The organism is Terrabacter sp. Root85 (assembly GCF_001429185.1).
GTDB lineage: Bacteria > Actinomycetota > Actinomycetes > Actinomycetales > Dermatophilaceae > Terrabacter.
The window spans coordinates 985,656-999,493 of sequence record NZ_LMIW01000008.1; the positions used below are offsets into that span (position 1 = coordinate 985,656).

Annotated in this window: 14 protein-coding genes and 2 tRNA genes; 14 read left to right on the forward strand and 2 right to left on the reverse strand. The window is 71.2% G+C overall.

The annotated features are described in order from the left end of the window. Positions 1-19 precede the first annotated feature (19 nt). Entirely contained in the window at positions 20-2,617 is a 2,598-nt protein-coding gene (locus tag ASE25_RS11045; RefSeq protein WP_156415583.1) for a LuxR C-terminal-related transcriptional regulator, read from the reverse strand. Positions 2,618-2,768: 151 nt separating this feature from the next. On the opposite strand from ASE25_RS11045, the gene ASE25_RS11050 reads away from it, so the two are divergent. From ASE25_RS11050 to ASE25_RS11060, 3 genes are all read left to right on the forward strand, one after another. Next, positions 2,769-2,996 (forward strand): hypothetical protein, encoded by a 228-nt coding sequence (locus ASE25_RS11050; RefSeq protein ID WP_056777314.1) that lies wholly within the window; start codon positions 2,769-2,771, stop codon positions 2,994-2,996. Between the two features lie 109 nt (positions 2,997-3,105). Continuing rightward, positions 3,106-3,558 (forward strand): DUF6325 family protein, encoded by a 453-nt coding sequence (locus ASE25_RS11055; RefSeq protein WP_056777311.1) that lies wholly within the window; start codon positions 3,106-3,108, stop codon positions 3,556-3,558. Between the two features lie 88 nt (positions 3,559-3,646). Beyond that, positions 3,647-3,931 (forward strand): SHOCT domain-containing protein, encoded by a 285-nt coding sequence (locus ASE25_RS11060; protein WP_056777308.1) that lies wholly within the window; start codon positions 3,647-3,649, stop codon positions 3,929-3,931. A 68-nt stretch (positions 3,932-3,999) separates the two neighbouring features. Here ASE25_RS11060 and ASE25_RS11065 read toward each other — a convergent pair whose 3' ends face one another. Next, complete coding sequence (locus tag ASE25_RS11065) at positions 4,000-4,842, reverse strand: class II glutamine amidotransferase (RefSeq protein WP_235508640.1); 843 nt, start codon at positions 4,840-4,842, stop codon at positions 4,000-4,002. Positions 4,843-5,018: 176 nt separating this feature from the next. Between ASE25_RS11065 and ASE25_RS11070 the strand changes: the two genes are divergently transcribed. The 11 genes from ASE25_RS11070 to ASE25_RS11120 all read left to right on the forward strand — a co-directional run bounded on the left by ASE25_RS11070 (position 5,019) and on the right by ASE25_RS11120 (position 13,783). Then, a complete protein-coding gene (locus tag ASE25_RS11070; protein ID WP_056777302.1) occupies positions 5,019-5,345 on the forward strand; it encodes a putative quinol monooxygenase in 327 nt (108 codons plus the stop codon). Positions 5,346-5,453: 108 nt separating this feature from the next. Beyond that, positions 5,454-5,526, forward strand: a tRNA-Gly gene (locus ASE25_RS11075). Between the two features lie 110 nt (positions 5,527-5,636). Further along, a complete protein-coding gene (gene ligD / locus ASE25_RS11080; RefSeq protein ID WP_056777299.1) occupies positions 5,637-6,614 on the forward strand; it encodes a non-homologous end-joining DNA ligase in 978 nt (325 codons plus the stop codon). A gap of 153 nt (positions 6,615-6,767) precedes the next feature. Further along, positions 6,768-7,250, forward strand: a complete 483-nt coding sequence (locus tag ASE25_RS11085; protein WP_056777297.1) for a glutathione peroxidase — start codon at positions 6,768-6,770, stop codon at positions 7,248-7,250. A gap of 16 nt (positions 7,251-7,266) precedes the next feature. Further along, positions 7,267-8,319 (forward strand): chorismate-binding protein, encoded by a 1,053-nt coding sequence (locus ASE25_RS11090; protein ID WP_082622814.1) that lies wholly within the window; start codon positions 7,267-7,269, stop codon positions 8,317-8,319. A gap of 52 nt (positions 8,320-8,371) precedes the next feature. Beyond that, positions 8,372-9,217, forward strand: a complete 846-nt coding sequence (locus ASE25_RS11095; RefSeq protein WP_056825329.1) for an aminotransferase class IV — start codon at positions 8,372-8,374, stop codon at positions 9,215-9,217. Continuing rightward, entirely contained in the window at positions 9,214-9,687 is a 474-nt protein-coding gene (locus ASE25_RS11100) for a TIGR02611 family protein (RefSeq protein WP_056825331.1), read from the forward strand. Before ASE25_RS11095 ends, ASE25_RS11100 begins: the two co-directional genes overlap by 4 nt. Before the next feature lie 105 nt (positions 9,688-9,792). Next, positions 9,793-9,866, forward strand: a tRNA-Val gene (locus tag ASE25_RS11105). Between the two features lie 184 nt (positions 9,867-10,050). After that, positions 10,051-11,802 (forward strand): SulP family inorganic anion transporter, encoded by a 1,752-nt coding sequence (locus tag ASE25_RS11110; RefSeq protein WP_056825333.1) that lies wholly within the window; start codon positions 10,051-10,053, stop codon positions 11,800-11,802. Continuing rightward, the gene (locus tag ASE25_RS11115; protein WP_056825335.1) at positions 11,799-13,154 is read left to right on the forward strand and encodes a diacylglycerol kinase family protein; all 1,356 of its coding nucleotides are present in this window, start codon (positions 11,799-11,801) and stop codon (positions 13,152-13,154) included. The genes ASE25_RS11110 and ASE25_RS11115 overlap by 4 nt, the downstream gene beginning before the upstream one ends. Beyond that, positions 13,151-13,783 (forward strand): phosphatase PAP2 family protein, encoded by a 633-nt coding sequence (locus tag ASE25_RS11120; protein ID WP_082622816.1) that lies wholly within the window; start codon positions 13,151-13,153, stop codon positions 13,781-13,783. The genes ASE25_RS11115 and ASE25_RS11120 overlap by 4 nt, the downstream gene beginning before the upstream one ends. Positions 13,784-13,838: the final 55 nt, after the last annotated feature.

Sequence of the window (13,838 nt, forward strand, 5' to 3'; positions counted from 1 at the left end):
GCGAGGTGCGGGGTCGGGCCTAGTAGAGCTCGAGGTCGGCGGCCCGACGGATCGCTGCCCGGCGGCTGCCCACCCCGAGCTTCTGGTAGATGTGCGCGATGTGCGTCTTCGTCGTGTGGAGCGAGATGAACTCGGCCTCGGCGATCTCGGCGTTGGTGAGGTTGGTCGCCAGGTACTGGAGGATCACCCGCTCACGGTCGGTGAGGCGCTCACCCCACCCGGGCACGTGGTGCTCGTGCTGCCTCGAGAGGCGCGCGAGCACCTGCGTCAGCGCAGCGGGGTGGCTGGTCCCGTGACGCAGGTGCGCCTTGAGCAGCTGGGCCATCGTCTTGCCGCCGGCGAGGAACGGCCCGTAGAGCTGGTCGGGCTCGGCCGCCGCGAGGGCGAGCTCCAGGGAGGCATGGGCGTCGGCTCGCCCGAGCTTGGACCTGGCCTCTGCCTCGATGCACCGGCCGAGGCAGGTGAGGTGGACGAACCCCCCGCCCATCGGCACGCGGGAGATCTCTGCCAGCGCAGCCTCGGGGTCACCTGCCAGCAGCAGGACCCTGGCACGGTGAGCCGGCGCGAGGCGGTAGTCGGTCTCCAGCGGGGCCGAGGATGCGAGGGCGACGGCTTCGGGCTTCCGACCCTCGGCCATGAGGGCCAGCCCCTCCAGGCCGTCGAGCATGGAGGGCCACCACGGGATCTGGGGATGGGAGCTGATCATGGCGCCGATCTCGGACATGCTGGCCCTGGCGGCCTTGGTGTCACCGAGCGCCAGGCACGTCTTCGCGTGGAAGTTCAGCGTGAGCCCCCGCAGCTCCAGGTCGAAGGGGAGCACCATCGACAGGCTGCGTTCGAGCTGGTCCCTCGCCTGGGTCAGGTTGCCCCGCCAGTAGTCCAGCCAGCCGAGGTAGGCGACGGCAGGGGCGAGCGTCACGAGACCGACCCAGCCGCGGTCCGCGGCCCGGGCCAACACGTCGACGGCGAGGTCGTGCACCTCGGTCAGCCGGCCCTCGGCGATCGCGGGGATGCAGGACTCGGCCAGGGCGGTGAGCTCGAGCGCGAGCAGGCCGCTGTCGTGAGCGGTGGCCGCCGAGGCCCGCAGCATCTCGAGGGGCAGCTCGTCGTGGGTCTGGAGGCGCGCCTCGCCCATCCCGACGAAGACCTGCAGGGACGCCTGGACCGCCGGGTCCGGGGCGCGGCCGCCCCGGGCGAGCCGCTCCAGCATCGCCTCCCCGGACTCCACCGCGGCGCCCAGCCCCTGGTCGTAGCCGGTGAGGAAGAGCTCGACGATCGCCGTGCGCTCCTCGATCCCGTCCTGGTCCTGCTGCGGCAGCCGCTCCACGGCGCGTCGAGCAGAGGCGATCTCGGCGCGGGCGGCGTCGAGCCGGCCCCGGCGCACGAGGACGAGCGCTTGGGCCAGGTGCACGTCGGCACTGTCCGCGACGGCGTGCGGGAGGTGCTGCACGGCGTCCGTGACGGCGTCGACCCGACCCTCGAGGAACAGCTCCAGCCAGTGCTCGGAGAAGATGCGCGACGCCATGTCACCGTCGCCCGCGGCCACGGCGTGCCTGATCGCCGTCGGCGCGTCGACGCGGACCCACCAGGCTGCCGCTGCGGAGTGCAGCTGGACGGCCCGCTCGGGCCGATCCGTCGCCAGACGGCGCTGGATGTGGCTGGCGAAGAGCGGGTGCCACTGGTACCAGGGCTCGTCCGTGGGAGCCGCTCCCCGCGACAGGAAGATCCCGTCGGACAGGCACTGCTCGAGGAGCGCCTCGGCGGTGGTCGTGCCACGGATGCCGTCGATGAGGGATGGGCACACCAGCTCGTCGAGGCAGCTGTCGAGGACGAAGTCGCGCATCTCGTCACTCAGGGCCGCGAGCACCTCCGTCGCGAGGTAGTCGGCCAGCGCCCGGTCGCGGCGCAGCTCGACCGGCACGTTGCGGGGTCGGTCGTCGTGGCGGGCCGCGAGGATGGCCATGCGGACCCCGGCGGGCCACCCGCCCGTGGCCTCGTGGATGGAGGCCACGGTGTCGCCGTCCAGCTCGAGACCGGACGCCTTGACCGCCTCGGCCGTCTCGTCGGCGCTGAAGGCGAGCTCGCTGTGGGCGAGGTAGGTGAGGTGGTCGTCGAGCCGCAGTCTCTGCAGCCGCAGCGGCGGCACCACCCGCGCGCCGATCACGACGCGCATGTTGGCAGGGGCCCATCTGAGCAGGTGGTTGACCAGCTCTGCCGAGGCCTTGGCCCCTGCGAGGTGCTGTGCGTCGTCGAGGGCCAGGACGAGGGGCTCAGCGGTGTCGTAGAGCGCCTCGAGCAGCGCGTCGACGAGGGCCACGGGCTCGGCACGCAGCGACGAGGCACGAAGCGGAGCCAGGGCCGCGGTGAGCTGCTCGATGCCGGCGAGGCTGGCCGCGGCCAGCAGATCCGACACCAGACGCACCGGGTCCCGGTCCGAGTCGTCGACGGTCAGCCAGAATCCCGCTCCGCGGACCTGCTGGCGTCGCACCGTCTCGGACAGCAGCGTCGACTTGCCGAACCCCGCCATGCCGGAGAGCACCGTCACCGGACGCCGCTCGAGCAGTGGGGTCAGCCGCAACCGGTCGATGGCGCCGGCCGATGGGAGGGGCACAGACATCCGGGCGTGGCGTGGACCGACCATGGGTGCCCCTGCTTCCCAAGAGGTCACCCCCGCTGAGGGATGCGGGGATGTCTGGATCCCCTCCAGAGTAACCACGTGGGCGAATGCCGCGGAAGGGCATCGCCGAGATCGGGATGTGGGGCGCAGCATGCAGGTGTACGAGGTCGTCGTCGACGGGCAGCTGTCAGCGGACCTCGCCGACGCCCTCGGCACGATCCCGCGACGTGACGTCGGCGGCGCGACGGTCCTCAGTCTGCCGACGGCCGACCCCGAGGCCTTGCCGCGCGTCCTGGCCCTGCTGGAGACGCTCGGGATCGGCGTCACCGCGGTGCACCAGGTCGGCGACCCGACGCCGGGTCACGACCCCGTGAGCTGAGCAACGCGGTCGACAGGTCACGGTCAACTCATCCTCGTGGAGCGATGCACGGGGACCAGCCCCGGGACGAGTGTCGGGGTGTCAGTCGAGAGTCGCCAAGGAGGCAGACATGAGTGTCAACGTCGATGTCGGACCGATCGACTACCTTGCGCTGGAGTTTCCCGGCGCCCGGCTCACGGGCGAAGGTCTGGCCGAGCTGGTCAGGCTCGTCGACGCCGGCACCATCCGGGTGCTCGACATGCGAGGCCTCGTCCGGGACGCGGACGGGACGGTCACCGCGGTTGCCATCACCGACCTCGACGGGGACGGCACGCTCGACCTCGCCGTCTTCGAAGGCGTCGAGTCCGACCTGTTGGACGAGGAGGACCTCGCCGCGGCGGCGGACCTCGTGAAGCCCGGGGATGCGGTGGCCGTCCTCGTCTACGAGAACACGTGGGCCGGTCCGTTCGTCTCCGCCATGAGGCGGGCCGGAGCCGAGGTCGTCGCCAGCGTCCGACTCCCCGCCGACGCCGTCATCGCCCGGCTCGAGGCGCTCGAGGCCGCCGCCGGCGACGCCGAGTAGCGACGCCGACCAGCGACGTCCCGCACCGGGTCGGTGCCAGGGCTCGTGAACGTCAGGACGAACCGCAGTCGAGAAGGAGGAGAACACGATGGGACTACTACGTGGGGTGGCGCGGACGGCCGTCGTCGCCGGGACCGCGACAGCGGTGTCCAACCGGGTGTCACGGCGACAGGCCGGCCGGTGGGCGGCCCAGGAGGCACCACCGGAGCAGGCGCCGCAGGAGTATGCCGCGCCACCGCCGCCGCCTCCACCCGCGGCCCCCGACCCTGACGCCGACCTGGCCCGTCTGCAGCAGCTCGGCGAGCTGCGTGCCTCGGGGGTGCTCACCGAGCAGGAGTTCCAGACACAGAAGTCCCGGATCCTGGGTCTCTGACCAGAGCCCGGCTCCGGGGTCATCCGGCCCGTGCAGTCCTTCGGGGGTGCACGGGCCGACTGGCGCCCTCAGGCCACATGGGTGGGTCGGACCGGCTCGAAGGGCCGCAACTCGTCGTCGCCGGGCTGGATGATGCCGCAGGACGACTCCGGCACCTCACGCCAGGCGCCCGGCAGGTCCCGGAGCGGCTCGGACACGACGAACCGTGCTTCGTCACCGAGGGTGCGGAGCATCTCCACCTCCGGGTGGAGCTCGCGCAGCTGACCCACGTTGGTCGAGTGGAAGAGGGTGCGGCTCTCGTGCTGCGACGAGTAGCGGAAGGCCCAGACGCGTTCGCCGTCGCTCGTGGCCATCGTGGCCTGGACGGGGTTGCTCACGCCGCGTCGTTCGGCGAGGTCCTCGACGAAACCGACGGCTCGGGCGACACCGCCGACTGGGTCGTCCTGCAGGCCGAAGGTCAGGGCGAGGAAGAAGAGCGCCTCGGAGTCGGTCGATCCCTCGACGTCGGGGTAGAGCGAGGGGTCGATCGCGAACATGAGGTCGCGCTTGAGCTCGTGGAAGCCGTAGACGGCGCCGTTGTGCATCCAGAGCCACGTGTCGTGCCGGAACGGGTGGCAGTTGCTCCGTTGCACCGGGGTCCCGGTCGAGGCCCGCACGTGGGCGAACATCAGGCGCGTGCGCACCTGCGTCGTGAGCTCGCGGAGGTTCTCGTCGTTCCACGCGGGGTCGACGCTCTTGAAGACCGCGGGTCGGGGCTCGTCTCCGTACCAGCCGATCCCGAACCCGTCGCCGTTCGTCGTCGTGGCGCCCATCCGGGAGTGGAGGCTCTGTTCGATGAGCGAGTGCTCCGGTTTGAAGAGCAGGTCCTCGGCGAGGATCGGGTCACCCGAGTACACCATCCAGCGGCACATACCTCCATGGAACGCGCCGGCTCCGCACCCGACATCACTCCCCGGGGATGAAGCGGCAGGACGCTGCACGATGGGTGGCGTCCACTGTTGGGTATCCAACCCGAGGACCGTGTCGCGAGCGCCGCCGCTCCCGGCACACACGAGACCGACTCATCCAGACCCAGGAGTGACCTGCCTTGATCTTCATCACCGCGAAGTTCCCCGTGAAGCCCGAGCACGCCGACGACTGGCCCGAGATCTCCCGGGCCTTCACCGAGGCCACCCGCGCCGAGGACGGCTGCCTCTGGTTCGACTGGTCGCGCAGCCTCGACGACCCGACCGAGTACGTCCTCGTCGAGGCCTTCCGTGACGACGCCGCCGGAGGCGCCCACGTGCAGAGCGACCACTTCCGCCAGGCCACCTCCGACCTGCCTGCCTACCTCTCGGCCACCCCGAGGATCGTCAACACGACGGTCGCCGGGACGCAGTGGTCCGAGCTCGGCGAGATGGCCGTCGACAAGTAGCCGAACGGCCACTCCGAGAGCGGGTTTCGGCGCATTTCGCCAACCGGGTGACCGTCCGCTATGGTCTACCTCGCACCCACGGAGCCCCCGGCTCCGAGGGCCTGGCAGGCGGACGTAGCTCAGTTGGTAGAGCGCAACCTTGCCAAGGTTGAGGTCGCCGGTTCGAGCCCGGTCGTCCGCTCCGTCGGAAGGGCCCGTCGACTCACGTCGGCGGGCCCTTCCGCACGTTGGGGGCGTATGCCGCCGGCCGGTTCACGCGCCGGAGATGGTCCGGTCCGTAGGCTGTCGGCCATGGCTGCGTCGAGCAAGGCCCCCGCCGTCGAGATCGAGGTCGGCGACCACACCGTGCGGCTGTCGAGCCCCGACCGCGTCTACTTCTCCCAGCGCGGCGAGACCAAGCGCGACCTCGTCGACTACTACCTGTCCGTCGGCCCCGGGATCGTCAACGCCCTGCGCGAGCGGCCGTGCATGCTGCACCGCTTCCCCAAGGGCGTCGACGGGCCCAAGGTGCACCAGAAGCGGCTTCCCGCCGGGGCCCCGCCGTGGGTCGAGACCGTGCGTCTGCACTTCCCGCGCTACGGCCTCCACGCCGACGAGCTCTGCGTGACCCGTCTCGCCGACGTCATCTGGGCGGTGCAGATGTCGACGGTCGAGTTCCACCCGTGGAACAGCCGTCGCGCCGACACCGAGAGCCCCGACGAGTGGCGCATCGACCTCGACCCGATGCCCGAGTGTGGCTTCGAGAAGGTGCGGCGGGCCGCGGCCACGACCCACGAGATCCTCGACGACCTCGGCGCCGTCGGCTGGCCCAAGACCTCGGGCGGCTCCGGCCTGCACGTCTACGTCCGGATCGCCCCCGACTGGGGGTTCAAGGACGTGCGCCGCGGCGCGCTGGCGTTCGCCCGCGAGGTCGAGCGGCGGCTGCCCGACGACGTGACGACGACGTGGTGGCGCAAGGACCGGTCGCCGAAGGACCTCTTCGTCGACTACAACCAGAACGCGCGTGACCACACCATCGCAGCGGCCTACAGCGTCCGGGGCAACCCGCGCGGCACCGTCTCGGCCCCGCTGGCGTGGGACGAGATCGCCGACGCCGAACCGCAGGACTTCACCATCGCCACCATGCCCGAGCGCTTCGCCCGCCTCGGTGACCTGCATGCCGGCATCGACGACGCCGTCTTCGACTTCAGCACGCTGCTCGAGTGGGCCGACCGCGACGAGCGCGACGGCAACGACGTGCCCCCCGAGCCCGACGACGCGGGGGCCTGACCCATCCGCGTGGTCCACGGCGCCGAACCACCGTCACGACGCACAGCGACGACGCTGCACCCTGCCGCCGCACGCCCGCTCGACCACCGATTCGCAGTTCGGGGGCTCCACGGGTGAGGATCGGAGTGACGCATGACCACCAGAGGAGACACCGTGACCGTCCTGCACGACTTCAAGGCCACCTCCATCGACGGCGGGGAGGTGTCGCTGGGCGAGTACGCCGGTGACGTCGTCCTCGTCGTCAACACCGCCAGCGAGTGCGGTTACACCCCGCAGCTCGGCGGCCTCGAGCAGCTCTACGAGACCTACCGCGCCCAGGGCCTGACGGTCCTCGGCTTCCCGTGCAACCAGTTCGGCGGTCAGGACCCGGGCAGCGACGAGGAGATCGGCGCCTTCTGCCAGAAGAACTACGGCGTCACCTTCCCGATGTTCTCGAAGGTCGACGTCAACGGCGCGGACGAGCACCCCGTCTACACGTGGCTCAAGTCCGAGAAGGGCGGCCTGCTCGGCAAGAAGATCAAGTGGAACTTCACGAAGTTCCTCGTCGCCCGCGACGGCACGGTCATCGGCCGCTACTCACCGACGACCGACCCCGCCGACCTCGCCGGCGACATCGAGAAGGCCCTCTCCGCCTAGGCCCTACGATCTGCGGGTGGACCACGCCCGCTTCGCCGACCGGGACGCCCGCGGTGTCGTCGACGTCCGCCACGGCCACGAAGCCCTCGACGCGATGACGCGCGAGGGCTTCTGGGCCGTCGTGGCCACCTTCGAGGGTGCCGTGACCGCTGTGCGGTTCGCCGAGGTCACCCCGAGGGCGTATGCCGCCGGGCCGGCCGCCGCGGCCACCCGGGCGTCCGCTGTGGCGTGGCAGCCCCTCGACCGCCACTGGCACTCGTCACTCGACCGGACGGCATACGTCGGCGTCGTGCGCGAGGTGCGTGAGCGCATCGCGTCCGGGACCGTCTACCAGGTCAACGTCTGCCGCGTGCTCAGCCACGAGCTGCCCGACGACGCCGACCTCGACGGGCTCGATGCCCTTCTGCGACAGGGCAACCCGGCGCCGCATGCCGCGCGGGTCCGGTGCGATGAGGCAGGCCTCGACGTCGTCAGCGCGTCGCCGGAGCTCTTCCTCGGGCGACGCGGCGCGTCCCTCGTGACCCGCCCCATCAAGGGCACCGCCGCGACCGCCGAGCAGATGCTGCCCAAGGACTACGCCGAGAACGTCATGATCGTCGACCTCATGCGCAACGACCTGTCGGGTGTCTGCGAGCCCGGGACCGTCTCCGTCGACGAGCTCTGCACGATCGAGGCCCACCCGGGCCTCGTGCACCTCGTCTCGACGGTCAGCGGGCACCTGCGTGAGGAGGTGGGATGGGCAGACGTCTTCACGGCCGCCTACCCGCCGGGGTCGGTCTCCGGGGCGCCGAAGTCCAGCGCGCTCACAGCGATCCGGGACCTCGAGACGGTGCCCCGCGGCCCGTACTGCGGCGCGGTCGGCTGGGTCGACGCCGACGCCCGGGAGGCAGACCTCGCCGTCGGCATCCGGACCTTCTGGGCCGAGCGCGACGAGGTGGGTCGGCGGTGGCTGCGGTTCGGCACGGGTGCCGGCATCACGTGGCACTCCGACCCCGAGGGGGAGTGGGCCGAGACCGAGCTCAAGGCGGCCCGCCTCATCGGGCTCGCCGCCGGCACTGTGACACCATGAGAGCTCCCGTCGGGCGCCTTCCGGGCGGCCGCCGAGCCACCAGGAAGGGACCATGAGCACGACCACGCGTGTCTGGGTCAACGGCGACCTCGTCGACCCGACCGGCCCCTCCGTCTCCGCGCTCGACCACTCGGTCACGGTCGGTGACGGCGTCTTCGAGACCGCCAAGATCGCCTCCGGCGTCCCCTTCGCGCTGACGCGACACCACCGACGCCTCGAGCGGTCGGCCACCGGGCTCGGCCTGCCGCCCCTCGACCTCGCCGTCGTCGACAAGGGTGTGGCCGCGGTCCTCGACGGGCCCGCCATCGACTTCGGGCGGCTGCGCTACAGCGTCACGGGCGGCGTCGGGCCGCTCGGGTCCGACCGCGACGACACGGCGCTGACCTACATCGTCCTCGCGGCGCCGCAGCCACTCCCGCCGTCGAGCGGGAAGCTCACCGTCGTCCCGTGGACCCGCAACGAACGCTCAGCCGTCGTCGGGCTCAAGACGACGTCGTACGCGGAGAACGTCGTCGCCTTCGCCCGTGCCAAGCAGGTGGGCGCCGTCGAGGCCGTCTTCGGCAACACCCGAGGCGAGCTCTGCGAGTGCACCGGGAGCAACGTCTTCGTCGTCGTCGACGGCGTCGTGCTGACACCGCCGGCCGAGTCCGGCCTGCTGCTCGGCATCACCCGCGAGCTCACCATCGAGTGGGGCCGCGCCGCCGGCCTCGAGATCCGCGAGGAGACCCTGCCGCTCGACGTGCTCCGCAGCGCCGACGAGGTCTTCATCACCAGCTCGACCAAGGACGTCCTGCCCGTCCACGCCGTCGACGACCGGGACCTGTCCGCCGACCGCCCCGTCACGACCGAGCTGCAGCGGGTCTTCCGCAGCAACGCCGAGCGGGACAGCGACCCGTGACCGGGGAGGACCGCACCCGCGACGAGACGCCCGTCGACTACTCCGACCCCAACGTCACGCTCGACGCGAGCGAGGATCGCTGGCCCTGGCGGGCACGCCTGCGCCGCAACCGCATCACCCACGTCATCTGGCGCACGGCCGTCGGCGTCGTCGGCGGCGTCGTGACGATCGGTGGCCTCATCATGGTCCCGGCGCCCGGGCCCGGCTGGCTCGTCGTCTTCTTCGGCCTGCTCATCCTCGCGAGCGAGTTCGAGTTCGCCCAACGCTGGCTCGACTTCGCCAAGCGCCACGTCAGCCGCTGGAACGACTGGATCATGGACCAGGCGATCTGGGTGCGCGGTCTCGTCGCCCTCGGCACCCTGCTCATCGTGTGGGGCGTCATCTGGGGCTACCTCGCGTGGGCGGGCATCCCGCAGTTCGTGCCCCAGTGGGCCGAGCAGCTGCTGACTCAGGTGCCCGGCGTCGACTGACCCGCGCCTCGCGAGGGGCGATTACCGTGACCGCGCCACCACCGGCTATTGTTTCCCTCCGTCACCCCGACGCCAGCCGGACAGCACGTCGGCACAGGGGTGCCCGGACGTGTAGCTCAGCTGGTTAGAGCGCTCGCTTCACACGCGAGAGGTCAGGGGTTCGAGTCCCTTCACGTCCACCGACCGACGAACATTGGGGCGAGCCGTCCACGGAACGACGGCTCCGACGAACCGGATGAAGCACGGGGACGGGCACTCGCCTCGCCTGTAGGCTCCACCTGTGAACGCTCTTCACGCGGGACGAGACCGCTCGGGCGCAGGCCGAGCCGGCCGCGGCATGCGCACCCAGAACCTCGGCTGACCGTGGCCGCGCCCACCGACCGACCTGATGTCGGAGAGCGCACGTGGAAGGAGCACGTCCCCGGTCTGCGACTGGTGCGCTCCTACGAGCGGTCCTGGCTGCCGAAGGACGTCGTCGCCGGTCTGGTCCTGTCCGCGTTGTTGGTGCCGCAGGGAATGGCCTATGCACAGCTCGCCGGGCTGCCGCCCGTCACGGGGTTGTACACCTCCATCCTGTGCCTGATCGGCTATGCGGTCTTCGGGCCCTCGCGGGTCCTCGTGCTGGGACCGGACTCGTCGCTGGGACCCATGATCGCGGCGACGATCCTTCCCCTCCTGCTCGCCGGTGGAGACCCTGCCCGAGCCGTCGCGCTCGCGTCGATGCTGGCGATCATCGTCGGCGTCGTCATGGTCGTCGCGGGACTGGCCCGGTTCGGCTTCGTCGCTGACCTGCTGTCGAAGCCGACCCAGATCGGCTACATGAACGGGCTGGCGCTGACGATCATCGTCGGCCAGCTACCCAAGCTCTTCGGCTTCTCCACCGACGCGAGCGGTCTCGTGGCCGAGGCGAACGCCTTCCTGTCCGGGCTGTTCACGGGCTCGGCCAACCGTACGGCGGCCGTCATCGGGGTCAGTGCCCTGGCCGGCATCCTGCTCCTGAACAGGTTCATCCCCAAGGTCCCGAGCGTGCTGGTGATCGTGGTGCTGACCGCTCTCCTGGTCAAGGGGTTCGAGCTCCAGGCCCACGGGGTCGACACGGTCGGGGTCCTCCCACAGGGCCTGCCGACGTTCACCATCCCGCAGGTGGGCTGGGGCGACGTCCCGCCCCTCTTCCTCGGGGCGCTGGCCATCGCGGTCGTCGCTCTCGCCGACACGATGTCCACCGCCTCGGCCTTCGCGGCCCGCCAGGGCGAACGCGTCCAGGGAAACCAGGAGATGATCGGCATCGGAGCAGCCAACATCGCGGCCGGCGCGTTCCAGGGCTTCCCGGTCAGCACCAGCGGTTCGCGGACCGCGGTGGCGGAACAGGCCGGCTCGCGGTCCCAGGTCACCGGGGTGGTCGGCGCCGCCGTGATCGCCGCCGTCCTGCTCTTCGCCAACGCCCTCATGCAGTACGTGCCCCAACCCACGCTCGGGGCCATCGTCATCGCGGCGGCCGTGTCCCTGACCGACGTCGCCGGCACTCGTCGGCTCTGGTTGCAGCGCCGGACGGAGTTCCTCCTGTCCCTCATCGCCCTGCTCGGTGTGGCCCTCCTCGGGGTGCTGCCCGGCATCCTCATCGCGGTAGGTCTGTCCATCCTCAATGTCTTCCGCCGCACCTGGTGGCCGCACCAGGCCGAGCTCGGGCGCGTCGAGGGGGTTGCGGGACTGCACGACACCGAGAGCTACCCGGGCGCGGAGCGGTTGCCCGGGCTGGTCGTCTATCGGTTCGACGCGCCGCTCATCTTCGCCAATGCCAGGGGCTTCGGCGAGAACGTGCGCGCGATGGTCGACGACGACCCCGCGCTGCGCTGGATCGTCGTCGCCGCCGAGCCGATCACGGACGTCGACACGACGGCCTCGGACATGCTGGAGGACCTCGACACGTGGCTGAACGAGCGTGGGGTGTCTCTCGTCTTTGCGGAGATGAAGGATCCGGTGCGTGCGAAGATCGAGCGGTACGAGCTGACCCGCACCATCTCCCCGGAGCACTTCCTCCCGACGGTCGACGAGGCCGTCGCCGAGTTCCGGCGCCAGACCGGTGCCAGCTGGCGCTCTCCGAAGGAGCCGGCATGACGACGTCCGACAGTGGCGGCAGACGCAGCGCCGCTCGCAGAGCCTCGGCAGCACTCGCGCTGACAGCGTTCGCGGCCGCCTTGCTGTTCCTCGCGGTCGTCTCCATCCGCCGCTGGGACGTCCTGCTGGCCAGTGTGGTCTCGCTCGGGGTAGCGGTGGTGGCCGCGTGGTACGTCGTGTCCCGCAGGGGCGCCGTCCGAGCAGCTGCCGCTGCGCTCGGGGCCATCGCCCTGGTCGGCTTCGTCGCGGTGATCCTCGCGAGCCAGAGCGGTCGTGTGCTGGCGGTCGGGCTCGCACTCGCCGCGGTCTCCACCGCAGCGGCCGGCTACGCACTCGCCCCGACAGCCCAGGCCGACGACGCCGAGGCCGCACCCAGGGCGAGGCAGGCGGTCCTCATCATGAACCCGCGGTCCGGCGGGGGCAAGGTCGAGCGTTTCGGCCTCGTCGACCTCTGCCGGCAGCGTGGTGTCGAGCCGTATGTCCTGACCCCCGGCGACGACCTGCGAGCAGTGGCCGAGGACGCGGTCGCCCGCGGCGCGGATCTGCTGGGGATGGCCGGAGGGGACGGCTCACTTGCGCTCGTCGCCTCGATCGCGAGTCGGCACGGTCTTCCCTTCGTCGTCGTGCCCGCGGGGACGCGCAACCACTTCGCGCTCGACCTGGGCATCGACCGCGAAGACGTGCCCGGTGCGCTGGATGCCTTCGACGACGGAGTCGACACGAGGGTCGACCTCGCTGAGATCAACGGGCGCGTCTTCGTCAACAACGCGTCGATGGGCGTCTACGCCAAGGTCGTGCAGTCGGCGGACTACCGGGACGCGAAGGTGCAGACCGCCTCGGCCCTGCTGCCCGACATGCTCGGACCCGGGGCCCACGCTCTCGACCTGCACTACACGCTGCCCTCCGGTGAGGAGGCGGTTCCGGGTCAGCTGCTGCTGGTGTCCAACAACCCCTACGATCTCGCTCACCTCCGCGGCGGGGGCACGCGAGAGCGGCTCGACAGCGGCGTGCTCGGGGTGGTCTCGCTGCGAGTCGGCTCGGCGGCGGACGCCGAGAAGCTCGCCGCCCTGGAGATGACCGGTCAGGTCCAGCGTTTCTCCGGGTGGGATGAGTGGACGGCGTCCGAGTTCGACGTGCGCTCTGCGGGGCGCGTGGAGGTCGGCGTCGATGGCGAGGCCCTGGTCCTCGACTCCCCGTTGCGCTTCACCATCCGCCCCGGCGCGGTCACGGTCCGACTTCCGCGCGCGGCTCTTCGACGATCGCGTGCTGCGCGCCCCGCACGCATCACTGCCAGGTCGACACTCGCTGCGCTCTGGCAGGTTGCGACCGGGCGGGAAGCGGGGGCCGGATGAGCGGTCCGACCCCGCCCGAGCCTGTCGAAGCGCTGCTCGCCAAGGGCCTCGAGGGTCGCGGCTCGCCTCGCCTGGCCGGGGTCGTGCGGCTGCTGCGGAGATTGGACGCGGTCGACCGCAGCGCCTATCGGGTCGTGGCAGAGCTGAACACACCGTGGCTCGACGAGCCGCTACGCCGGGCGTCAGACTTCGCCAACTTCTCCAAACCCTGGCTCCTCGTGGCGGGGGGCCTGGCCGCATTCGGTGGGGCGAGGGGGCGCCGTGCCGCCCTCACGGGGGTAGCCGCGATCGGGGTGACCTCCCTCCTGGTCAACCAGCCGATGAAGCTGGCAGCCCGTCGTCGCCCGCGGCGCATCGAGCTGGGCGTGCCCGAGTCCCGATGGGTGGGGATGCCGTCATCGGCCTCCTTCCCTTCGGGGCACTCCGCGTCCGCGGCGGCATTCTGCGTCGCGACCAGCGCGGTGGTGCCAGAGCTGCGATGGCCCCTACGAGTGTCTGCGGCAGTCGTGGCGTTCTCGCGCGTGTACACCGGGGTGCACTACCCCGGCGACGTGCTGGTCGGTGCTTCCGTCGGTGCCGGACTCGGACGCGCGTCCTCGACCTTGGCCTCACGGCTGGGCCACCGATGACCGCAGCTGCCGGCGCTCCGGGACCATTCGTCACCGGGTCAGGTCCTCGAGCCAC

Excerpts from the sequence above, each read along its gene's own strand:
- ASE25_RS11045 (WP_156415583.1), bottom strand. The coding sequence starts at position 2,617 with ATGTCTGTGCCCCTCCCATCGGCCGGCGCCATCGACCGGTTGCGGCTG.
- ASE25_RS11050 (WP_056777314.1), top strand. The coding sequence starts at position 2,769 with ATGCAGGTGTACGAGGTCGTCGTCGACGGGCAGCTGTCAGCGGACCTC.
- ASE25_RS11055 (WP_056777311.1), top strand. The coding sequence starts at position 3,106 with ATGAGTGTCAACGTCGATGTCGGACCGATCGACTACCTTGCGCTGGAG.
- ASE25_RS11060 (WP_056777308.1), top strand. The coding sequence starts at position 3,647 with ATGGGACTACTACGTGGGGTGGCGCGGACGGCCGTCGTCGCCGGGACC.
- ASE25_RS11065 (WP_235508640.1), bottom strand. The coding sequence starts at position 4,842 with ATGTGCCGCTGGATGGTGTACTCGGGTGACCCGATCCTCGCCGAGGAC.
- ligD (WP_056777299.1), top strand. The coding sequence starts at position 5,637 with ATGGCTGCGTCGAGCAAGGCCCCCGCCGTCGAGATCGAGGTCGGCGAC.
- ASE25_RS11095 (WP_056825329.1), top strand. The coding sequence starts at position 8,372 with ATGAGCACGACCACGCGTGTCTGGGTCAACGGCGACCTCGTCGACCCG.
- ASE25_RS11115 (WP_056825335.1), top strand. The coding sequence starts at position 11,799 with ATGACGACGTCCGACAGTGGCGGCAGACGCAGCGCCGCTCGCAGAGCC.
- ASE25_RS11120 (WP_082622816.1), top strand. The coding sequence starts at position 13,151 with ATGAGCGGTCCGACCCCGCCCGAGCCTGTCGAAGCGCTGCTCGCCAAG.